The organism is Streptomyces sp. NRRL F-5123 (assembly GCF_000721495.1).
Classification (GTDB): domain Bacteria; phylum Actinomycetota; class Actinomycetes; order Streptomycetales; family Streptomycetaceae; genus Actinacidiphila.
Map to the genome: position 1 here is coordinate 331,897 of NZ_JOHY01000008.1, position 21,087 is coordinate 352,983.

16 protein-coding genes are annotated in these 21,087 nt (G+C 73.8%); 15 read left to right on the top strand and 1 reads right to left on the bottom strand.

Going from position 1 to position 21,087, the window contains the following annotated elements:
- Positions 1 to 110 precede the first annotated feature (110 nt).
- Positions 111 to 2,156: an elongation factor G gene (gene fusA, locus IH54_RS0111095; protein WP_031515393.1), complete on the top strand. Its 2,046-nt coding sequence runs from the start codon at positions 111 to 113 to the stop codon at positions 2,154 to 2,156.
- 636 nt (positions 2,157 to 2,792) lie between these two features.
- Here fusA and bldD read toward each other — a convergent pair.
- Complete coding sequence (gene bldD / locus IH54_RS0111100; protein WP_031515395.1) at positions 2,793 to 3,293, bottom strand: transcriptional regulator BldD; 501 nt, start codon at positions 3,291 to 3,293, stop codon at positions 2,793 to 2,795.
- 186 nt (positions 3,294 to 3,479) lie between these two features.
- On the opposite strand from bldD, the gene pyrR reads away from it, so the two are divergent.
- From pyrR to IH54_RS0111170, 14 genes are all read left to right on the top strand, one after another.
- On the top strand, positions 3,480 to 4,112 hold the full coding sequence (gene pyrR, locus IH54_RS0111105; protein WP_078862088.1) for a bifunctional pyr operon transcriptional regulator/uracil phosphoribosyltransferase PyrR: 633 nt from the start codon (positions 3,480 to 3,482) through the stop codon (positions 4,110 to 4,112).
- A 97-nt stretch (positions 4,113 to 4,209) separates the two neighbouring features.
- Complete coding sequence (locus IH54_RS0111110; protein ID WP_031515399.1) at positions 4,210 to 5,214, top strand: aspartate carbamoyltransferase catalytic subunit; 1,005 nt, start codon at positions 4,210 to 4,212, stop codon at positions 5,212 to 5,214.
- Positions 5,215 to 5,216: 2 nt separating this feature from the next.
- Positions 5,217 to 6,509, top strand: coding sequence for a dihydroorotase (locus tag IH54_RS0111115; RefSeq protein ID WP_031515401.1), 1,293 nt, complete (start codon positions 5,217 to 5,219; stop codon positions 6,507 to 6,509).
- Positions 6,506 to 7,132, top strand: coding sequence for a hypothetical protein (locus IH54_RS0111120; RefSeq protein WP_031515403.1), 627 nt, complete (start codon positions 6,506 to 6,508; stop codon positions 7,130 to 7,132). The genes IH54_RS0111115 and IH54_RS0111120 overlap by 4 nt, the downstream gene beginning before the upstream one ends.
- The gene (gene carA / locus IH54_RS0111125) at positions 7,129 to 8,262 is read left to right on the top strand and encodes a glutamine-hydrolyzing carbamoyl-phosphate synthase small subunit (RefSeq protein WP_031515405.1); all 1,134 of its coding nucleotides are present in this window, start codon (positions 7,129 to 7,131) and stop codon (positions 8,260 to 8,262) included. Before IH54_RS0111120 ends, carA begins: the two co-directional genes overlap by 4 nt.
- Positions 8,255 to 11,569 (top strand): carbamoyl-phosphate synthase large subunit, encoded by a 3,315-nt coding sequence (gene carB / locus IH54_RS0111130; RefSeq protein WP_031515406.1) that lies wholly within the window; start codon positions 8,255 to 8,257, stop codon positions 11,567 to 11,569. The genes carA and carB overlap by 8 nt, the downstream gene beginning before the upstream one ends.
- A gap of 83 nt (positions 11,570 to 11,652) precedes the next feature.
- Positions 11,653 to 12,762, top strand: coding sequence for a quinone-dependent dihydroorotate dehydrogenase (locus IH54_RS0111135; protein WP_031515408.1), 1,110 nt, complete (start codon positions 11,653 to 11,655; stop codon positions 12,760 to 12,762).
- Positions 12,763 to 12,770: 8 nt separating this feature from the next.
- Positions 12,771 to 13,604 (top strand): orotidine-5'-phosphate decarboxylase, encoded by an 834-nt coding sequence (gene pyrF / locus IH54_RS0111140; RefSeq protein WP_031515410.1) that lies wholly within the window; start codon positions 12,771 to 12,773, stop codon positions 13,602 to 13,604.
- 342 nt (positions 13,605 to 13,946) lie between these two features.
- Positions 13,947 to 14,270, top strand: coding sequence for an integration host factor (locus IH54_RS0111145; protein ID WP_031515413.1), 324 nt, complete (start codon positions 13,947 to 13,949; stop codon positions 14,268 to 14,270).
- Between the two features lie 37 nt (positions 14,271 to 14,307).
- Positions 14,308 to 14,931, top strand: coding sequence for a guanylate kinase (gene gmk, locus IH54_RS0111150; RefSeq protein ID WP_052397286.1), 624 nt, complete (start codon positions 14,308 to 14,310; stop codon positions 14,929 to 14,931).
- Positions 14,932 to 15,031: 100 nt separating this feature from the next.
- Positions 15,032 to 15,304, top strand: a complete 273-nt coding sequence (gene rpoZ, locus IH54_RS0111155; protein WP_031515417.1) for a DNA-directed RNA polymerase subunit omega — start codon at positions 15,032 to 15,034, stop codon at positions 15,302 to 15,304.
- Positions 15,305 to 15,443: 139 nt separating this feature from the next.
- Positions 15,444 to 16,721, top strand: coding sequence for a bifunctional phosphopantothenoylcysteine decarboxylase/phosphopantothenate--cysteine ligase CoaBC (coaBC, locus tag IH54_RS0111160; RefSeq protein ID WP_078862089.1), 1,278 nt, complete (start codon positions 15,444 to 15,446; stop codon positions 16,719 to 16,721).
- A gap of 258 nt (positions 16,722 to 16,979) precedes the next feature.
- Positions 16,980 to 18,194, top strand: a complete 1,215-nt coding sequence (gene metK / locus IH54_RS0111165; RefSeq protein ID WP_031515422.1) for a methionine adenosyltransferase — start codon at positions 16,980 to 16,982, stop codon at positions 18,192 to 18,194.
- A 246-nt stretch (positions 18,195 to 18,440) separates the two neighbouring features.
- Positions 18,441 to 20,495, top strand: a complete 2,055-nt coding sequence (locus tag IH54_RS0111170) for a primosomal protein N' (RefSeq protein ID WP_031515424.1) — start codon at positions 18,441 to 18,443, stop codon at positions 20,493 to 20,495.
- Positions 20,496 to 21,087 lie beyond the last annotated feature (592 nt).

Consider the following 21,087-nt stretch of genomic DNA (forward strand, 5'->3'; position numbering starts at 1 on the left):
ACGCACCCGCACGCCCCCCGCCGCCGGCCGATGTCCGGCGACCCGTGGGCCCGGTGCGCCCGGGGAATCGCGCCCGCCCGTTTCCCGGATCACCCGAAAGGCCCAGGGCCGTGCGCAGCACCCGCACCCGTCAGACCGCCAACCCCCTCGCGACCGTCCGCAACATCGGCATCCTCGCCCATGTGGACGCGGGCAAGACCACCGTCACCGAGCGGGTCCTCTACCTCACCGGCGCCACCCACAAGCGCGGTGAGGTCCACGACGGCACCACCGTCACCGACTTCGACCCGCAGGAGCGCGACCGCGGCATCACCATCTTCGCGGCCGCCGTCTCCTGCGACTGGGACGGCCACCGGATCAACCTCATCGACACCCCCGGCCACGTCGACTTCGCCGACGAGGTCGAACGCTCGCTGCGCGTCCTGGACGGCGCCGTCGCGGTCTTCGACGCGGTCGCCGGCGTCGAGCCGCAGAGCGAGTCGGTGTGGCGGCAGGCCGACCGGCACGGCGTCCCGCGCATCGCCTTCGTCAACAAGCTGGACCGGGCCGGCGCCGACCTCGACGCCGCGGCCGACTCCATCCGGCGGCGGCTGCACACCGTGCCGCTGGTCGTGCAGCTGCCGATCGGGCGCGAGGACGGCTTCACCGGCGTCGTCGACCTCGTGGCGATGCGGGCGCTGGTCTGGGCGGACGGCGCCGCCGCGTGCACCGAGGGCGACGTGCCGCCGGAGCTGCGGGACGAGGCCGCGCGGCGCCGCCGGCTGCTGGAGGAGACGGTGGCGGAGCTGCACCCGGCCGCGCTGGAGGAGTTCTGCGCCGGGCGGGCGCTGACCCCCGAGACGCTGACCGCGGTGCTGCGCGACCTCACGCGCGGCGGCGAGGCCGTCGTCGTGCTGTGCGGCTCGGCCTACCGCAACCGCGGTGTCGAACCGCTGCTGGACGCCGTCACCGCCTACCTGCCCTCGCCGCTGGACGTCCCGGCGGTACGGGGGCGGGCGGCGGACGGGCCCGCCGAACGGCCCGCCGACCCGGCGGCGCCCTTCGCGGGGCTGGTGTTCAAGGTCAACGCGACCGCCACCGGGCGGCTCACGTTCCTGCGGATCTACTCGGGCACGCTGCGGAAGGGGGACACCGTGCTGGACGCGGGCACCCGGCGCACCGAACGCGTCGGCCGCATCCTGCGGGTGCAGGCCGACCGGCACGCCGAGGCCGAGCAGGCCGTCGCCGGCGACATCGTCGCCGTCGTCGGGCCCAAGGCCGCACGCCCCGGCGCGACGCTGTGCGCACCGGGCGCGCCGCTGGTCCTGGAGCCGCCGCAGGTGGCCGAGCCGGTCGTCTCCGTCGCGGTCGAGGCGGCGCTGTCCGCCGACACCGAACGGCTCGTCGGCGCGCTCGCCCGGCTCGCGGAGGAGGACCCCTCCCTCGCGGTCCGCACCGACGCGGAGACCGGCCAGCTCGTGCTGGCCGGCATGGGGGAGCTGCACCTGGAGGTCGCGGTGGAGAAAGTGCGCATCGACCACGGCATCCGGGTCGCGGTCGGCCGCCCGCAGGTCTCCTACCGGGAGACCGTGCGGCGCGGGGTGACCGGGCACGTCCACCGGCACGTCAAGCAGGACGGCGGCGCCGGGCAGTACGCGCACGTGGTGATCGACGTCGCCCCGCACGACGGGGGAGAGGAGGATTTCGTGTTCGCGTCCACCGTGACCGGCGGGCGGGTGCCGCGCGAGTACGTACGGGCTGTCGCGGACGGCTGCCGGGACGCGCTCGTCGAGGGTCCGCTCGGCGGGCACCCCGTCACCGGCCTGCGGGTCGTCCTCACGGACGGGGCCACGCACCCCAAGGACTCCTCGGAGCTCGCCTTCCGCACCGCCGGGCGCGACGCCCTGCGGGCGGCGCTGCGCAGCTGCGAGCTGGGTCTCCTGGAGCCGGTCGTCGAGGTCACGGTGACCACGCCGGACGACTTCGTCGGAGCGGTGCTGGGCGACCTCGCCGCCCGGCGAGGCCGGGTGAGCGCCCAGCGCTCCGTCCCCGGCGCGTCGGAGGTCGCCGCGACGGTGCCCCTCGCCGAGCTCTTCGGCTACGCCGGTTCCCTCCGGAGCCGCACGCAGGGCCGCGCGACCTTCACCACCCGCTCCGCGGGCCACGCGCCCGTCTGACCCGCACGTGGGGGTGGCCCGGGAAACGCCCCCGGGCCACCCCTCGCGGCGGGCGCGCGGCTCTCCCGCCGCGGGGGATGCCCGCGGCGGGCGGCGTTTCCCACCCGTCCCCGAACTGCGTCCGGGGGCCACCGGACCCGTGCCGGTGAGACGTCGGCGGACGGTCTTCCTGTGGGGCGAACACACCGTTGGCGGCGAAGCGCGGTCCCTCGCACGCTCACCCCCACCGGCGGGCAGCCGCCGACGAGACGTCGGGAGGGGGGCGATCCGGGGGTGCCCCCGCAGGAATGCGCTTGCCAGTCCGGCACCGGATACGGGTGAGGGTGAACGCGCATTCCGAGGAGGTACCCCCGGAGTGGCACCCGAGCCACCCACCGAAGCAGGCGCGCGACGCCCCGCCGCGCGACCCCAGGTGCGCGTGGGGCCGCCCCCAGCCGAAGCCATGGGGGACAACGGAGCGACCAGCCCACCACCGGCGGAAGATCGCGCGGGCCACCGCGACAGGCACCCCGTGGCGCACGCCGGCGCGGGGGCACCCCGTAAACTCACCCGGCCGCAGCGCCGGGCCACGCGGGGCGGAGCCCCGGGGAAGGGGGACCGCCCCGGGGCGGGACGTTTCTGCTCAAGGCGAGGGCGTCAGCCCTCTTCGTGCTGGACCGCCCGGCGGGCATCCGCGTCGAGGACGCCCCAGCCGATGAGCTGCTCGGTCAGGACCGACGGCGACTGGTCGTAGATCACGGCGAGCGTGCGCAGGTCGTCCTGCCGGATCGACAGCACCTTGCCGTTGTAGTCGCCGCGCTGGCTCTGGATCGTCGCGGCGTACCGCTGCAGCGGGCCGGCCTTCTCCGGCGGGACCTGGGACAGCCGCTCCAGGTCGAGGACCAGCTTCGGCGGCGGCTCGGCCGCACCGCCGGGGGTCGAACCCGGCAGCAGCTCCTGCACCGGCACGCCGTAGAAGTCGGCGAGTTCGGCGAGGCGCTGGACGGTCACGGCGCGGTCGCCGCGCTCGTACGAGCCCACGACCACTGCCTTCCAGCGGCCCTGGGACTTCTCCTCGACACCGTGCAGCGACAGTCCCTGCTGGGTGCGGATGGCGCGGAGCTTCGCGCCGAGCTGTTTGGCGTAATCGCTGGACATATGGCTCCCCGGACGGAATCTCGGTGACTCACTGTGAGGTTACGCAGCGTAATCCGCGCTCGTCAAGCCGAATAGGTCCGACCGGTCCCTGACCTGGGCGGTCCGGGTCACCTGATACGGTGATGGGCGTACCCCCGACGTCCTTTAACGCCCGTCCCGTGAGGCGGGGAAGGAGGTCCCCGACCCATGGTCGAGAACCGCACGACCGCATCGGCCGGCGAAGCCGTTACCGCCGGTACAACCGATCCGCGACAGGACCGCCCGGTCCTCGAGGCACCCGACATCGCCCGGGTCCTCACCCGCATCGCCCACGAGATCGTCGAACGCGCCAAGGGCGCCGACGACGTGGTGCTCCTCGGCATCCCCACCCGCGGGGTGTTCCTGGCCCGCCGACTGGCCGCCAAGCTCGCCGAGATCACCGGCCGCGAGACCGCCGTGGGCTCCCTCGACACCACCATGTACCGCGACGACCTGCGGCTCCGCCCGCCGCGCGCGCTGGCCACGACCGAGATCCCGGGCGACGGCGTCGACGGCAGGCTCGTCGTCCTCGTCGACGACGTGCTCTTCTCCGGCCGCACCATCCGCGCCGCCCTCGACGCGCTGGGCGACATCGGCCGCCCGCGGGCCGTCCAGCTCGCCGTGCTGGTCGACCGGGGCCACCGCGAGCTGCCGATCCGCGCCGACTACGTCGGCAAGAACCTCCCGACCTCGCAGCGCGAGACCGTCCGTGTGCTGCTCACCGAGCAGGACGGGCGCGACAGCGTCCTGCTCGGCCAGCGCGACCCGGCACCGCGCAGCGGCACGGCAGCGGACGAGTAGCGCCGTACGCCAGGGCCCCCGCCGCAGGGGTCCTGCGCCGCCGCATGCCCGAAGGCCGCCCCGCCATGCCCCCGCACACCCGGAGACGAGACACCCCATGAAGCGCCACCTGATCTCGGCCGCCGACCTCACCCGTGACGACGCCCTGCTGATCCTCGACACCGCCGAGGAGATGGCCCGCGTCGCCGACCGGCCGATCAAGAAGCTGCCCACCCTGCGCGGCCGCACCGTCGTCAACCTGTTCTTCGAGGACTCGACGCGCACCCGCATCTCCTTCGAGGCGGCGGCCAAGCGGCTGTCCGCCGACGTCATCAACTTCTCCGCCAAGGGATCCTCGGTGTCCAAGGGCGAGTCGCTGAAGGACACCGCGCTGACCCTGGAGGCGATGGGCGCCGACGCCGTCGTCGTACGGCACCACTCCTCCGGCGCCCCGCACAACCTCGCCACCTCCGGCTGGATCAACGCCTCGGTGGTCAACGCCGGCGACGGCACGCACGAGCACCCCACCCAGGCGCTGCTGGACGCCTTCACGATGCGCCGCCACCTGTCGGGCGTGGGCCGCGACCTGGCCGGCCGCCGGATCACGATCGTCGGCGACATCCTGCACAGCCGCGTCGCCCGCTCCAACGTCCAGCTGCTGGCCACCCTGGGCGCGGGCGTCACCCTCGTCGCGCCGCCCACGCTGCTGCCGATCGGTGTGGAGACCTGGCCGTGCGAGGTCTCCTACGACCTCGACGCGGTCCTGGCGAAGTCCGACGCGGTCATGATGCTGCGGGTGCAGCGCGAGCGGATGAACGCCGCGTACTTCCCGACCGAGCGCGAGTACGCCCGCCGCTACGGCCTGGACGGGCGGCGGATGGCCGCGCTGCCCGAGCACGCCATCGTCATGCACCCCGGCCCGATGAACCGCGGCATGGAGATCACCGCCGAGGTCGCCGACTCGCCGCGCTGCACCGCCGTCGAGCAGGTCGCCAACGGTGTCAGCACCCGGATGGCGGTGCTCTACCTGCTGCTCGGCGGCTCCGAGCCGGCCCTCAGCACCGAACGACCCGCACCCGGCACCGACCCGGGCAACGCCGCCCGCACCGAGGAGAGCAAGTGACCATGAGCGACACCACCCTGATCCGCGGCGCGAAGGTCCTCGGCGGCGCCGCGCAGGACGTGCTGATCACCGGCGAGACCGTGACCGCCGTCGGCGAGGGCCTCGCGGCCCCCGAGGGCGCGGCGGTCGTCGAGGCCGCCGGACACGTCCTGCTGCCCGGCCTGGTCGACCTGCACACCCACCTGCGCGAGCCCGGCCGCGAGGACTCCGAGACGGTGCTGACCGGCACCCGCGCGGCCGCGGCCGGCGGCTACACCGCCGTGCACGCGATGGCCAACACCTTCCCGGTCGCCGACACCGCGGGCGTCGTCGAGCAGGTCTGGCGGCTCGGCCGGGAGTCCGGCTACTGCGACGTCCAGCCGGTCGGCGCGGTCACCGTGGGCCTGGAGGGCAAGCAGCTCGCCGAGCTGGGCGCGATGGCCGACTCCGCCGCGCAGGTCCGGGTCTTCTCCGACGACGGCAAGTGCGTGGACGACGCCGTGATCATGCGCCGGGCGCTGGAGTACGTGAAGGCCTTCGACGGCGTCGTCGCCCAGCACGCCCAGGAGCCGCGGCTCACCGAGGGCGCGCAGATGAACGAGGGCACCGTCTCCGGCGAGCTGGGCCTGACCGGCTGGCCCGCGGTCGCCGAGGAGTCGATCATCGCCCGCGACGTGCTGCTGGCCGCGCACGTCGGCTCCCGCGTGCACATCTGCCACCTGTCCACCGCGGGCTCGGTGGAGATCGTGCGCTGGGCCAAGTCCAAGGGGTGGGACGTCACCGCCGAGGTCACCCCGCACCACCTGCTGCTGACCGACGAGCTGGTCCGCTCCTACGACCCGGTCTACAAGGTCAACCCGCCGCTGCGCACCGAGGCCGACGTCCTGGCGCTGCGCGAGGCGCTCGCCGACGGCACGATCGACTGCGTGGCCACCGACCACGCCCCGCACCCGCACGAGGACAAGGACTGCGAGTGGGCCGCGGCGGCCATGGGCATGGTCGGCCTGGAGACCGCCCTGTCCGTGGTGCAGCACACCATGGTCGACACCGGCCTGCTCGACTGGTCCGGCGTCGCCGACCGGATGTCCGCCCGCCCCGCCGCCATCGGCCGGCTCGCCGGGCACGGCCGGCCCGTCGCCCCCGGCGAGCCCGCCAACCTGGTGCTGGTCGATCCCGCATACCGTGGGACCGTCAATCCCGCGGGGTTCGCCTCCCGCAGCCGCAACACCCCGTACGCGGGCCGTGAGCTGCCGGGCCGGGTCGTCGCCACCTTCCTGCGGGGCCGTGCGACGGTCATGGACGGAAAGCTCGTATGACGCCACTGGATCGGCTCACCCTCGCGGCCGCGCAGGCGGAGGACAGGCACTCGGCGAAGGTCACCCACTGGGGCGACCGGATCGGCTGGCTCGTGGGCCTGGCCCTGGTCGTCGGCCTGGTCTACTGGCTGATGCGGCAGGGCTGGCAGTGGCGCCGCACCCTCCAGGGCGGCCTGCCCGCCCTCCCGCAGGCCCCCGAGGCCACCGGCGAGGTCCTGCTCCAGGACGAGGGCCGCTACCACGGCAGCACCACCGCCGGGCAGTGGCTGGACCGCATCGTCGCGCACGGCCTGGGCGTCCGCAGCCGCGCCGGGCTCACCCTCACCGCGGAGGGCCTGGACGTCGACCGCACCGGCGCACCCGGCTTCTTCGTCCCCACCGCCGCCCTGCGCGGCGCCCGGCTCGACAAGGGCATCGCCGGCAAGGTGCTCACCGAGGGCGGCCTGCTGGTCGTCACCTGGGAGCACGGCGGCACCCTCGTCGACTCCGGCTTCCGCCTCGACAGCGCCGCGCGGCACCCCGCGTGGGCCGAGCGGATCACCGAACTCAGCGGCGACAGCGCTGTCGCCTTCACCGGCATCCGGCCGGAATCCGAGCAGCACCAGAAGGAAGGCGCGAAATGACGACCTCCACCCGGGCGGCGCGTACGCCCGCCGTACTCGTCCTGGAGGACGGCCGCAGCTTCCGCGGCCGCGCCTACGGCGCGGTGGGGGAGACCTTCGGCGAGGCCGTCTTCTCCACCGGCATGACCGGCTACCAGGAGACCCTCACCGACCCCTCCTACCACCGGCAGGTGGTCGTCATGACCGCCCCGCACGTCGGCAACACCGGCGTCAACGACGAGGACCCCGAGTCCCGCCGCATCTGGGTGTCCGGCTACGTCGTCCGCGACCCCGCCCGCCGCCCGTCCAACTGGCGCTCCGTGCGCTCGCTGGACGAGGAGCTGACCGCGCAGGGCGTCGTCGGCATCAGCGGCGTCGACACCCGCGCCCTGACCCGGCACCTGCGCGAGCGCGGCGCCATGCGGGTGGGCATCTTCTCCGGCAACGCGCTCGCCGACGAGGGCACCCTGCTCGCGAAGGTCCGCCAGGCCCCCGAGATGACCGGCGCCGACCTGGCCGGCGAGGTCGCCACCGAGCAGCCGTACGTCGTGCCCGCGATCGGCGGGAAGCGCTTCACCGTCGCCGCCCTCGACCTCGGCATCAAGGGCATGACCCCGCACCGGATGGCCGAACGCGGCATCGAGGTGCACGTGCTGCCCGCGAGCGCCACCGCCGAGGACGTCTACGCGATCGCGCCCGACGGCGTCTTCCTGTCCAACGGCCCCGGCGACCCCGCCACCGCCGACCTCACCGTCGTCAAGGCGGTCCTGGAGCGCGGCACCCCGCTGTTCGGCATCTGCTTCGGCAACCAGCTGCTCGGCCGCGCCCTCGGCTTCGGCACGTACAAGCTCAAGTACGGCCACCGCGGCATCAACCAGCCGGTGCAGGACCGCGCCACCGGCAAGGTCGAGGTCACCGCGCACAACCACGGCTTCGCCGTCGACGCCCCCCTCGACGAGGTCAGCGAGACCCCGTACGGGCGCGCCGAGGTCAGCCACGTCTGCCTCAACGACCAGGTGGTGGAAGGCCTGCGGCTGCTCGACCGGCCCGCCTTCTCCGTCCAGTACCACCCCGAGGCCGCGGCCGGCCCGCACGACGCCGCGTACCTGTTCGACCGCTTCGTCAAGCTCATGGAGGCCCAGCGTGCCTAAGCGCACCGACATCCGGTCCGTTCTGGTCATCGGCTCGGGTCCGATCGTCATCGGCCAGGCCGCGGAGTTCGACTACTCCGGCACCCAGGCCTGTCGCGTCCTCAAGGCCGAGGGCCTGCGCGTCGTCCTGGTCAACTCCAACCCGGCCACGATCATGACCGACCCGGAGATCGCCGACGCCACCTACGTCGAGCCGATCACCCCGGAGTACGTCGAGAAGATCATCGCCAAGGAGCGCCCCGACGCGCTGCTGCCCACCCTCGGCGGCCAGACCGCGCTCAACACCGCGATCGCGCTGCACGAGAACGGCACGCTCGCCGAGTACGGCGTCGAGCTGATCGGCGCCAACGTCGAGGCCATCCACAAGGGCGAGGACCGCGACCAGTTCAAGGGCGTCGTCGAGGCGGTCCACGCCAAGATCGGCCACGGCGAGTCCGCCCGCTCGGTCATCTGCCACTCCATGGACGACGTCCTCGCCGGCGTCGACACCCTCGGCGGGTACCCCGTCGTCGTCCGCCCCTCCTTCACCATGGGCGGCGCCGGCTCCGGCTTCGCGCACGACGAGGAGGAGCTGCGCCGCATCGCCGGCCAGGGCCTGACCCTCTCGCCGACGACCGAGGTGCTGCTGGAGGAGTCCATCCTCGGCTGGAAGGAGTACGAGCTGGAGCTGATGCGCGACAAGCACGACAACGTCGTGGTCGTCTGCTCCATCGAGAACTTCGACCCCATGGGCGTGCACACCGGCGACTCCATCACCGTCGCGCCCGCCATGACCCTCACCGACCGCGAGTACCAGATCCTGCGCGACATCGGCATCGCCGTGATCCGCGAGGTCGGCGTCGACACCGGCGGCTGCAACATCCAGTTCGCCGTCAACCCCGACGACGGCCGGGTCATCGTCATCGAGATGAACCCCCGGGTCTCCCGCTCCTCCGCGCTGGCGTCCAAGGCCACCGGCTTCCCGATCGCCAAGATCGCCGCCCGGCTCGCCGTCGGCTACACCCTCGACGAGATCCCCAACGACATCACCGAGAAGACCCCGGCGTCCTTCGAGCCCACGCTCGACTACGTCGTGGTCAAGGTGCCGCGCTTCGCCTTCGAGAAGTTCCCGGCCGCCGACGCCGCCCTCACCACCACCATGAAGTCGGTCGGCGAGGCCATGGCCATCGGCCGCAACTTCACCGAGGCCCTCAACAAGGCGCTGCGCTCGCTGGAGAAGAAGGGCTCGCAGTTCGACTTCGCGACCCCCGCCGACCCGGCCGCGAAGGCCGAACTGCTGGAGCGCGCCGCCGTCCCCACCGACGGGAGGATCAACACCGTCATGGCCGCGATCCGCGCCGGCGCCACCCCCGAGGAGGTCTTCGCGTCCACGAGGATCGACCCGTGGTTCGTCGACCAGCTCTTCCTCATCCACGAGTACGCCCAGGAGCTGGCCGCCGCCGACCGCCTCGACCCCGACCTGCTCGCCGAGGCCAAGCGGCACGGCTTCTCCGACGCCCAGATCGCAGGCATCCGCGACCTGCGCGAGGAGACCGTCCGCGAGGTGCGGCACGCGCTCGGCATCCGCCCGGTCTACAAGACCGTCGACACCTGCGCCGCCGAGTTCGCCGCCGCCACGCCGTACTTCTACTCCTCCTACGACGAGGAGACCGAGGTCGCGCCGCGGCAGAAGCCCGCGGTGATCATCCTGGGCTCCGGGCCCAACCGCATCGGCCAGGGCATCGAGTTCGACTACTCCTGCGTGCACGCCTCCTTCGCGCTGCACGACGCGGGGTACGAGACGGTCATGGTCAACTGCAATCCGGAGACCGTCTCCACCGACTACGACACCTCCGACCGGCTCTACTTCGAGCCGCTCACCCTGGAGGACGTGCTGGAGATCGTGCACGCCGAGAGCCAGGCGGGCCCGGTCGCCGGCGTCGTCGTCCAGCTCGGCGGCCAGACCCCGCTGGGCCTCGCGCAGGCCCTCAAGGACAACGGCGTGCCCGTCGTCGGCACCTCGCCCGAGGCCATCCACCTGGCCGAGGACCGCGGCGCCTTCGGCCGCGTCCTCGCCGAGGCCGGCCTGCCCGCGCCCAAGCACGGCACCGCCACGTCCTTCCCCGGCGCGAAGGCCATCGCCGACGAGATCGGCTACCCCGTCCTCGTCCGGCCGTCCTACGTGCTCGGCGGGCGCGGCATGGAGATCGTCTACGACGAGACGCGGCTGGCCGCGTACATCGCCGAGTCCACCGAGATCAGCCACGACCGCCCGGTCCTGGTCGACCGCTTCCTCGACGACGCCATCGAGATCGACGTCGACGCCCTCTACGACGGCCACGAGCTCTACCTCGGCGGCGTCATGGAGCACATCGAGGAGGCCGGCATCCACTCCGGCGACTCCGCGTGCGCGCTGCCCCCGATCACGCTCGGCGGCCACGACATCAAGCGGCTGCGCGCCTCCACCGAGGCCATCGCCCGCGGAGTCGGGGTCCAGGGCCTGATCAACATCCAGTTCGCGCTGGCCGGGGACATCCTCTACGTCCTGGAGGCCAACCCGCGTGCCTCCCGTACCGTCCCCTTCACCTCCAAGGCCACCGCTGTGCCGCTCGCCAAGGCCGCCGCCCGCATCTCGCTGGGCGCGACCATCGCCGAGCTGCGCGCGGAGGGCCTGCTGCCCGCCACCGGCGACGGCGGGGAGCTGCCGCTGGACGCGCCGATCTCCGTCAAGGAGGCCGTGCTGCCCTGGAGCCGCTTCCGCGACCCCCAGGGCCGCGGCGTGGACACCATCCTCGGCCCGGAGATGCGCTCCACCGGCGAGGTCATGGGCATCGACGCGGTCTTCGGCACCGCCTACGCCAAGTCCCAGGCCGCCGCGTACGGGGCCCTGCCCAGCAAGGGCCGCGCCTTCGTCTCGGTCGCCAACCGCGACAAGCGCGCCCTGATCTTCCCGGCCCGGGCGCTCATCGAGCACGGCTTCGAGCTGCTCGCCACCTCCGGCACCGCCGAGGTGCTGCGCCGCAACGGGATCCACGCGAAGGTCGTGCGCAAGCAGAGCGAGGGCGTCGGGCCCGAGGGCGAGCCCACGGTCGTCACCCTCATCCACGAGGGCGAGGTGGACCTGATCGTGAACACCCCGTTCGGCACGGGCGGCCGCCTCGACGGCTACGACATCCGCACGGCGGCGGTGTCGCGCGGCATCCCCTGCCTCACGACGGTGCAGGCGCTCGCGGCGGCCGTCCAGGGCATCGACGCCCTGACCCGCGGCGAGATCGGGGTCGGCTCCCTCCAGGAGCACGCCGCCCGCCTGGCGGCGAGCCGGGCCTGAGCCCACGTCGCCCCGCCGGGCACGCGCCCCTGAAAAGCGCCCGCCCGGCGGGGCGTGCAACCGTACGAAGCAGAAAGCGACGCATGTACGAACTGCTCTTCCGGATCCTCTTCCGGCGGATGGACGCCGAGAAGGCGCACCACCTGGCCTTCGGGTGGATCCGGGCCGCGGCCCGGACGCCCGGGGTGCGCGCGCTGGTCGCCCGCGTGCTCGCCCCGCGGTACGCGGCGCTGCGGACCACCGCGTTCGGGCGGACGATGCCGGGGCCGTTCGGGCTGGCGGCCGGGTTCGACAAGAACGCCGTCGCCGTCGACGGCATGGCCATGCTCGGGTTCGACCACGTCGAGATCGGTACGGTCACGGCGCGGCCGCAGCCCGGCAATCCGCAGCCGCGGCTCTTCCGGCTGGTGCCCGACCGCGCGCTGATCAACCGGATGGGGTTCAACAACGACGGCTCCGCCGCCGTCGCGGCCCGGCTGGCGGCGCGGCGGGCGGTCTTCCCGGTCACCGTGGGCGTCAACATCGGCAAGACCAAGGTCGTCCCGGAAGGGGAGGCCGTACAGGACTACGTCACCTCCGCCGAGCGGCTGGCCCGCCACGCCGACTACCTGGTTGTCAACGTGTCGTCGCCGAACACTCCGGGACTGCGCAACCTTCAGGCCACCGAGGCGCTGCGGCCGCTGCTGGCCGGGGTGCGGGAGGCCGCCGACCGGGCGGTGCCCGAGCGGCGGGTCCCGCTGCTGGTCAAGATCGCACCGGACCTCGCGGACGAGGACGTCGACGCGGTCGCCGACCTGGCCGTCGAGCTGGGCCTCGACGGCATCATCGCCACCAACACCACCATCGCCCGCGAGAGCCTGGGCCTGACCGGCGACCCCGCGGTCGCGGCCGAGACCGGCGGACTCTCCGGGGCGCCGCTGAAGGACCGCTCGCTGGAGGTGCTGCGCCGGCTGTACGCGCGGGTCGGCGACCGGATCACGCTGGTCGGCGTCGGCGGCGTGGCGGACGCCGAGGACGCCTGGCAGCGCATCCTGGCCGGTGCGACGCTCGTGCAGGGCTACAGCGCCTTCATCTACCGGGGGCCCTTCTGGATGCGCGCCGTCCACAGGGGGCTGGCCGCCCGGCTGGCCGCGAGCCCGTACGCCACCCTCGCCGACGCGGTCGGCGCCGACACCAGGAAGGCCACCCCGTGAGCACCGAGCTGGAACCCTTCGGCGCGCGGCTGCGCCGGGCCATGGACACCCGCGGGCAGCTGTGCGTCGGCATCGACCCGCACGCCTCGCTGCTCGCCGAGTGGGGGGTCGGCGACGACGTCGCCGGGCTGGAGCGCTTCACGATGACCACGGTCGAGGCGCTGGGGGAGCACGTCGCGGTGTTCAAGCCGCAGTCGGCGTTCTTCGAGCGCTTCGGCTCGCGCGGTGTCGCGGTGCTGGAGCGGGCCGTCGCGGCGGCCCGGCAGGCGGGCGCGCTGGTGCTGATGGACGCCAAGCGGGGCGACATCGGCTCGACGATGGCCGCGTACGCCGCCACCTACCTCGACCCGGCCTCGCCGCTGTTCAGCGACGCCGTCACGGTCAGCCCGTACCTGGGCTTCGGCTCGCTGCGGCCCGCGCTGGACGCGGCTCGGGCGGCGGGCGCGGGCGTCTTCGTCCTGGCGCTGACCTCGAACCCGGAGGGCGCCGAGGTGCAGCGGGCGACGGCGGCGGACGGCCGGCCGGTCGCCCAGGTGGTGCTGGACGCCATCGCCGAGGAGAACGACGGGACGGCCCCGCTGGGCTCGGTCGGCGCGGTGGTCGGCGCGACGCTGGGCCGCGCCGGGGTGAACCTGGCGGTGAACGGGCCGCTGCTGGCCCCGGGCGTCGGCGCGCAGGGGGCGACCCCGGCCGACCTCCCGGGCGTCTTCGGCGCCGCGCTGGGCAACGTGCTGCCGAGCGTGAGCCGCGGGGTGCTGCGGCACGGACCGGACGCGGCGGCGCTGCGCGGTGCCGTGCAGCGGTACGCCGACGAGGTCCGTGCGGCCTTCGCGGCGGCCTGACCGGTCCGCGGGGCCCCTGGCCGGGCAGGGGGGAGCGCCAAGCGGGGCAATAGTGCGGTAATACCTGCGGGTAATACGGTCGAATATCGAACAGAAAAAGGGCCGGATTCAACCACCGGCGACTTTGCAGCCGCACGCTGTTCCGCTTTGTCCCAAATATCCCCTCGGATCAAGGCTGACCAGGACTTTTCGACTGTTCTCGCTGACTTGAGCCGTCCGGACCGCTAGTCTCCGACAGGAGCGCGCAGTTCACCCGCGCAGCTCCTCTTCCCCGCACCCGTGCGGGGGAGCGTGTTCCACACGGTCCATATCCGATTGCTCTACTTCCGAGGTGACGTAGGCGTGGCTCTTCCGCCCCTTACCCCTGAACAGCGCGCTGCCGCGCTCGAAAAGGCCGCCGCGGCTCGCCGGGAGCGCGCCGAGGTCAAGAACCGACTGAAGCACTCCGGCGCGTCCCTGCACGAGGTCATCAAGCAAGGCCAGGAGAACGACGTCATCGGCAAGATGAAGGTCTCCGCCCTGCTCGAGTCCCTTCCCGGTGTCGGGAAAGTGCGCGCCAAGCAGATCATGGAGCGGCTCGGCATCTCCGAGAGCCGCCGGGTGCGCGGTCTTGGCTCGAACCAGATCGCTTCCCTGGAGCGGGAGTTCGGCGGCACCGCCGCCTGATGTCCCGGGTCCTCCGGGAACCAGGGATAATCGCTCCATGAGCTCTGCTGTCTCCCGGGGGGCTGCCGGCCCCCTCGCTCCGCAGGGGGCCACTGCGGCCCCCCCGGTCAGACGTCCGCGACTGACCGTGCTCTCCGGCCCCTCCGGGGTCGGCAAGAGCACGGTCGTCGCCCACCTGCGCACCGTGCACCCCGAGGTGTGGCTCTCGGTGTCGGCGACGACCAGAAAGCCCCGCCCCGGTGAACGGGACGGCGTGCAGTATTTCTTCGTCGACGACGACGAGTTCGACAAACTCGTCGCCAACGGCGAACTGCTGGAGTGGGCCGAATTCGCCGGCCACCGCTACGGCACCCCGCGGCAGGCGGTCCTCGACCGGCTCGCCGCCGGCGAACCGGTGCTGCTGGAGATCGACCTCCAGGGCGCCCGGCTGGTGCGCGAGTCGATGCCGGAGGCCGATCTGGTCTTCCTCGCCCCGCCCAGCTGGGACGAGCTGGTCCGCCGGCTCACCGGCCGGGGCACCGAGTCGCCCGAGGTGATCGAGCGCCGGCTGGCCGCGGCCCGGGTCGAGCTGGCCGCCGAGGCCGAGTTCGACCGCACCCTTGTCAACACCTCCGTCGAGGATGTAGCGCGTGAGCTGCTAGCCTTGATGCACATCGACTGAGTGGCATCTTCGTCCCGCGCGCCGGACCACGGTCCGGCTCCCGCGCCCGCCACCCCGTCCGCACCGTCCACTCGTTCCCGTCAGTAGGGGTAGGTAGAGCGTGTCCTCTTCCATCACCACGCCCGAGGGCATCATCAACCCGCCGATCGACGAGCTGCTTGAGGCCACCGACTCCAAGTACAGCCTGGTGATCTACGCGGCCAAGCGCGCCCGCCAGATCAACGCGTACTACTCCCAGCTCGGCGAGGGCCTGCTGGAGTACGTCGGCCCGCTGGTGGACACCCACGTCCACGAGAAGCCGCTGTCGATCGCGCTGCGCGAGATCAACGCGGGCCTGCTCACCTCCGAGGCCGTCGAGGCCCCGGCCACCTGAGCAGCCGCACGGCGCACAACGTACGACGCAAGACCCACAGGCCCGGCGGCGCGACCGCCGGGCCTGTGGTGTGTCATGGGGGCAGCGGCGCCGGGACGGCCGGGGCAGGCGAAGGCGCGACGGCAGACGGGAGAGACGCATGGAGCGGCAGGCGGACGGCGTGGACGGCGCGGACGGTACGGCAGCCGGGACGACGGGCGCGCGGCCCCGGGTCGTGCTCGGGGTCGGCGGCGGCATCGCGGCGTACAAGTCCTGCGAGCTGCTGCGGCGGCTCACCGAGTCGGGGCACGACGTCACCGTGGTGCCGACCGAGTCGGCGCTGAACTTCGTCGGGGCGGCCACCTGGTCCGCGCTGTCCGGCCACCCGGTCGCCACCGGGGTGTGGACCGGCGTCCACGAGGTGCCGCACGTCAGGATCGGCCAGCACGCCGACCTGGTCGTCGTCGCCCCCGCCACCGCGGACCTGCTCGCCCGGGCCGCCCACGGCCTGGCCGACGACCTGCTCACCAACACCCTGCTCACCGCGCGCTGCCCGGTCGTCTTCGCCCCCGCCATGCACACCGAGATGTGGGAGCACCCCGCGACCCAGGAGAACGTCGCCACGCTGCGCCGCCGCGGCGCCGTGGTCGTCGAGCCCGCGGTCGGCCGGCTGACCGGTGTCGACACCGGCAAGGGGCGGCTGCCCGAGCCCGCGGAGATCTTCGAGGTCTGCCGCCGGGTCCTCGCCCGCGGCGGCCTCAGCCGGGACCTGGCCGGTCGCCATGTGGTGGTCAGCGCCGGCGGCACCCGCGAGCCGCTGGACCCGGTCCGCTTCCTCGGCAACCGCTCCTCCGGCAAGCAGGGCTACGCGCTCGCCCGTACCGCGGTCGCCCGCGGCGCCCGGGTCACGCTGGTCGCCGCCAACACCGCGCTGCCGGATCCGGCGGGCGCCGACGTGGTGCGGGTCGGCAGCGCCGAGCAGCTGCGCGACGCGGTGCTCGCCGCGGCCCGGGACGCCGACGCGGTCGTGATGGCGGCGGCTGTTGCGGACTTCCGTCCGTCTCATTACACGGATATGAAGATCAAGAAGCGGGACGGCCAGGGGCCCGAGCCGATCCGGCTCGCGGAGAACCCCGACATCCTCGCGGGCCTGTCCGCGGACCGTCCGCACCCCGGACTGGTCGTGGTCGGCTTCGCCGCCGAGACGGACGACGTACTCGCCAACGGGCGCAAGAAACTCGCCCGCAAGGGCTGTGACCTGCTGGTCGTCAACGAGGTGGGGGAGGGAACGGCCTTCGGTACCGACGACAACGCGGCCGTCGTCCTGGGCGCCGACGGCAGCGAGACCGAGGTGCCGTACGGGCCGAAGGAGGCGCTCGCCGAGACCGTCTGGGACCTCGTGTCCGTCCGGCTCGGCGGTGCCCCCCGGACGGGCTGAGGCCCCCCGACCAGGCCATTCCGCGGAAATCCCCCGAACGGGCGTACCGAAACGGGTGGAATCACATGAAAGTCCGCTGTGGCAGGACTGATCGTCATACCGCCGCGGGAAGTGACGCAGGTCATGCCGCATCCAAGGAACGAGATGTCGTGTCCGCTCGGGCGGCGCGAACGATAAACTTGCCGCCGGAGTGCCGGGCGCAGCCCCGCGCACCCCACCACGAATCAGCCAGCAGCCGCTGCAACCCCAGGGAGCGATGTGTCCCGCCGCCTCTTCACCTCCGAGTCCGTCACCGAGGGCCACCCGGACAAGATCGCTGATCAGATCAGCGACACCATTCTCGACGCCCTGCTGACCGCCGACCCCGCCTCGCGCGTCGCGGTCGAGACGCTGATCACCACCGGCCAGGTGCACATCGCGGGAGAGGTGACGACGACCGCGTACGTGGACATCGCCACCCTCGTCCGCAGCAGGATCCTCGACATCGGCTACGACTCGTCCAAGAAGGGCTTCGACGGCGCCTCCTGCGGCGTGTCGGTGTCCATCGGCGCGCAGTCGCCCGACATCGCCCAGGGCGTCGACACCGCCTACGAGGCCCGTGTCGAGGGCGCCGCGGGCGAGGACGACCTCGACAAGCAGGGCGCGGGCGACCAGGGCCTGATGTTCGGCTACGCCTCGGACGAGACGCCCGAGCTCATGCCGCTGCCCATCACCCTCGCGCACCGCCTCTCCCGGCGGCTCACCGAGGTCCGCAAGAACGGCACCATCCCCTACCTGCGGCCCGACGGCAAGACGCAGGTCACGATCGAGTACGACGGCGACAAGGCCGTCCGCCTCGACACCGTCGTGGTGTCCTCGCAGCACGCCTCCGACATCGACCTGGAGTCGCTGCTCGCGCCCGACATCCGCGAGTTCGTCGTCGAGGTCGAACTCAAGGCGCTCATCGAGGACGGCATCAAGCTCGACACCGAGGGCTACAAGCTGCTCGTCAACCCCACCGGGCGGTTCGAGATCGGCGGCCCGATGGGTGACGCGGGCCTGACCGGCCGCAAGATCATCATCGACACGTACGGGGGCATGGCCCGCCACGGCGGCGGCGCCTTCTCCGGCAAGGACCCGTCCAAGGTGGACCGCTCCGCGGCGTACGCGATGCGGTGGGTCGCCAAGAACGTCGTGGCCGCCGGGCTCGCGGCGCGCTGCGAGGTCCAGGTCGCCTACGCGATCGGCAAGGCGGAGCCCGTCGGGCTCTTCGTCGAGACCTTCGGCACGGAGAACGTCGACGTCGAGAAGATCGAGCAGGCGATCTCGCAGGTCTTCGACCTGCGGCCGGCCGCGATCATCCGCGACCTCGACCTGCTGCGGCCGATCTACGCGGCCACCGCCGCGTACGGTCACTTCGGTCGCGAGCTCCCCGACTTCACGTGGGAGCGCACCGACCGCGTCGAGGCGCTCCGCTCGGCCGCGGGGATCTGAGCAAGTCCCCTGCCCCTCGCGGCGGGCGGTCCGCCGCCCCTGCGAGGGGCTTTGCCTTGCCCTTGTTCCGTGGGGGGCGCCACGGGCTGCCCCTCGCGGTGTCCCGCGCGACCCACCACCGAACGGAGGTGACATGCCACGCCATGTGGCCACCGCGTGCTCGGCCCCCGACGGGGGAAGGTCGCGCCGCCCACCGAAAAGGGCAGGCCGGGGCGTCCTGTCGGAGGCGTCTGGCACGATTGCCGGGTGAGTGAGCAGGACGAACCGGCGGAGCAGCTCGCCCTCATCCGGGGCACCGTCCGGAGGGCGAAGCCGCGGACGTGGCGGGGGGCGGCCCTCGCCGAAGGGCTGCCGGTCGCCCGGGTGCTGGTCGACAAGGGGCTGCTGCACCTGGACCAGTTCTTCGACTACGCCGTCCCCGCGGCCATGGACGCGGACGCCCAGCCCGGCGTACGGGTCCGCGTCCGCTTCGGTGCGCGCGTCGTCAAGGGGCGGCGCGAAGGCGGCACCCTGCACGACGGCTTCGTCGTCGAGCGCCGCGCCGAGAGCGACTACGCCGGGCCGCTCGCCCCGCTGGCCCAGGTGCTCTCCGCCGAGCGCGTCCTCACCCCGCGCCTGCTCACCCTGTGCCGCCAGGTCGCCGACCGCTACGCCGGTGTGCTCGCCGACGTCGTCCAGCTCGCCGTGCCGCCCCGGATGGCCCGCGCCGAACGCGACCCGTCGCCCGATCCGCCGCCTGCCCCCGCCGCCCCCGAGCCCGGGACCTGGGCGCGGTACGCCACCGGGCCCGGCTACCTCCAGGCGCTCGCCCGCGGCGACACGCCGCGGGCCGTCTGGCTCGCCCTCCCCGGCCCGCACTGGCCCGCCGAACTCGCCCGCGCCATGGCCGCGACCCTCGCCTCCGGGCGCGGCGCCCTCGCCGTACTGCCCGACGGCCGCGCCGTCGCCCGCGCCGACGCCGCCCTCACCGAACTCCTCGGCGAGGGCCACCACGTCATGCTCACCGCCGACGCCGGCCCCGAGGAGCGCTACCGCAACTGGCTCGCCGTCAGCCGCGGCGCGGTCCGCGCGGTCGTCGGGACGCGCGCCGCCATGTTCGCCCCCGTCGCCGACCTCGGCCTCGTCGCGGTCTGGGACGACGGCGACTCCAGCCACTCCGAGCCGCGCGCGCCCTACCCGCACGCCCGCGACGTCCTGCTGCTGCGCGCCACCGAGGAGCGCACCGCCTTCCTGCTCGGCGGCCTGACCAGCACCGTCGAGGGCGCCCAGCTCGTCGACAGCGGCTGGGCGCTGCCGCTGGCCGCCGCCCGCGGCCAGGTACGGGCCGCGGCCCCGCTCATCCGCACGATCGGCGACACCGACGAGGCCAGGGACGCCGCCGCGCGCGCCGCCCGGCTGCCCTCGCTCGCCTGGCAGGTCACCCGCGACGCACTGGCCCGCGGTCCGGTCCTCGTACAGGTCCCGCGGCGCGGCTACGTCCCCCGGCTGGCCTGCGGTTCCTGCCGCGCCGCCGCCCGCTGCGCCGCCTGCTCCGGCCCGCTGGAGCTGCGCGAGCAGGGCGGCACACCCGCGTGCGGCTGGTGCGGTCGCCCCGCCGCGGACTGGCACTGCCCCGAATGCGGCGGCTTCCGGCTGCGCGCCCAGGTCGTCGGCGCCCGCCGCACCGCGGAGGAGCTGGGCCGCGCCTTCCCGCGGGTGCCCGTGCGGACGTCGGGCCGCGACACCGTGCTGCCCTCCGTCGGCGCCGCCCCCGCGCTCGTCATCGCCACGCCGGGCGCGGAGCCCGTGGCCGACGGGCCCGGTTACGCCGCCGCCCTGCTGCTCGACGGCTGGGCGCTCCTCGGGCGGCCCGACCTGCGGGCCGGCGAGGAGGCGCTGCGGCGCTGGGCCGCCGCGGCCGCGCTCGTGCGGCCCGCGGGGGAGGGGGGCACGGTGGTCGTCCTCGCCGAGCCCACGCTGCGACCCGTGCAGGCGCTCGTCCGCTGGGACCCCGCCGGGCACGCCGTTCGGGAGCTCGCCGAGCGGGCCGAGCTGCGCTTTCCGCCGGTGGCACGAATGGCGTCCGTCGCCGGTTCGGCCGGTGCGGTGGCGGAGCTGCTCGCGGTGCTGCGGTTGCCGCCGGGGGCGGATCAGCTGGGGCCGGTGCCGGAGCCTTCCGGCGGGGAGAGGGTGCTTCTGCGGGTGCCGCCGGGGAGTGGGGGGGCGCTGGCGCTGGCTCTGCGGGAGGCGCGGGTCGCCCGGGCCGCGCGGGGTGGGGGGGAGCCGGTCGCTGTCCGCCTGGATCCGGCGGACATCGGTTAGCTTCCCTTTCCCGCCCTCCCCCATGGCTTCGCATGGGGGTACCCCCGTGCCGTGGGGGTGCTCGGCCGTCTGCCGGTGCCGCCTGTGGGCGGGTCGGCGGCCGCCCCGGGGGGCTCCTCGGAATGCGCGTCCGAGGTCACGACGTAGGTGGCGGGGATGCGGTGCGCATTCCTGCGGGGGACCCCGGACCGTCCCCCTCCGGCCGCGTCGGCGGCGTTCCACCCGGTGGGGGTGGGAAAGACGGGGAGTGCGGCTTGCCCCCGGCGGTGCGTGCGCCTCGCGGGGTGCAGGGTGGGGGCCGGCGTCCGTCCCGCACGGGGCCCCGACGGAGGCGCCGCACGCAGGGTGCGGGCACGGGCGGGGGCCCGTATCGGTGCCCCCTGTGAGCTGGTGCTGTGACCGGGAGGGTTCACCGGCTTGCGACGCCCGGCACGGCACCTCGCTGCGTTGCCGGATCGACCGAGTAGGCCCGCTACGAGGCCGATCCGGCGCCTTGCGACGCACCGCACCGGACGCCGCAAGCTACCGGCAAACCCTCCCGGCCACAGCACTAGCCGTTGCGAGGGCTGGGGAGGAGGGGGTCGCTGGGGGC

Coding starts and splice junctions, on each gene's coding strand:
- IH54_RS0111115 (WP_031515401.1), top strand. CDS start 5,217: ATGAGCGACACCACCCTGATCCGCGGCGCGAAGGTCCTCGGCGGCGCC.
- IH54_RS0111120 (WP_031515403.1), top strand. CDS start 6,506: ATGACGCCACTGGATCGGCTCACCCTCGCGGCCGCGCAGGCGGAGGAC.
- carA (WP_031515405.1), top strand. CDS start 7,129: ATGACGACCTCCACCCGGGCGGCGCGTACGCCCGCCGTACTCGTCCTG.
- IH54_RS0111110 (WP_031515399.1), top strand. CDS start 4,210: ATGAAGCGCCACCTGATCTCGGCCGCCGACCTCACCCGTGACGACGCC.
- coaBC (WP_078862089.1), top strand. CDS start 15,444: ATGGAGCGGCAGGCGGACGGCGTGGACGGCGCGGACGGTACGGCAGCC.
- IH54_RS0111135 (WP_031515408.1), top strand. CDS start 11,653: ATGTACGAACTGCTCTTCCGGATCCTCTTCCGGCGGATGGACGCCGAG.
- bldD (WP_031515395.1), bottom strand. CDS start 3,293: ATGTCCAGCGATTACGCCAAACAGCTCGGCGCGAAGCTCCGCGCCATC.
- pyrR (WP_078862088.1), top strand. CDS start 3,480: ATGGTCGAGAACCGCACGACCGCATCGGCCGGCGAAGCCGTTACCGCC.
- gmk (WP_052397286.1), top strand. CDS start 14,308: ATGAGCTCTGCTGTCTCCCGGGGGGCTGCCGGCCCCCTCGCTCCGCAG.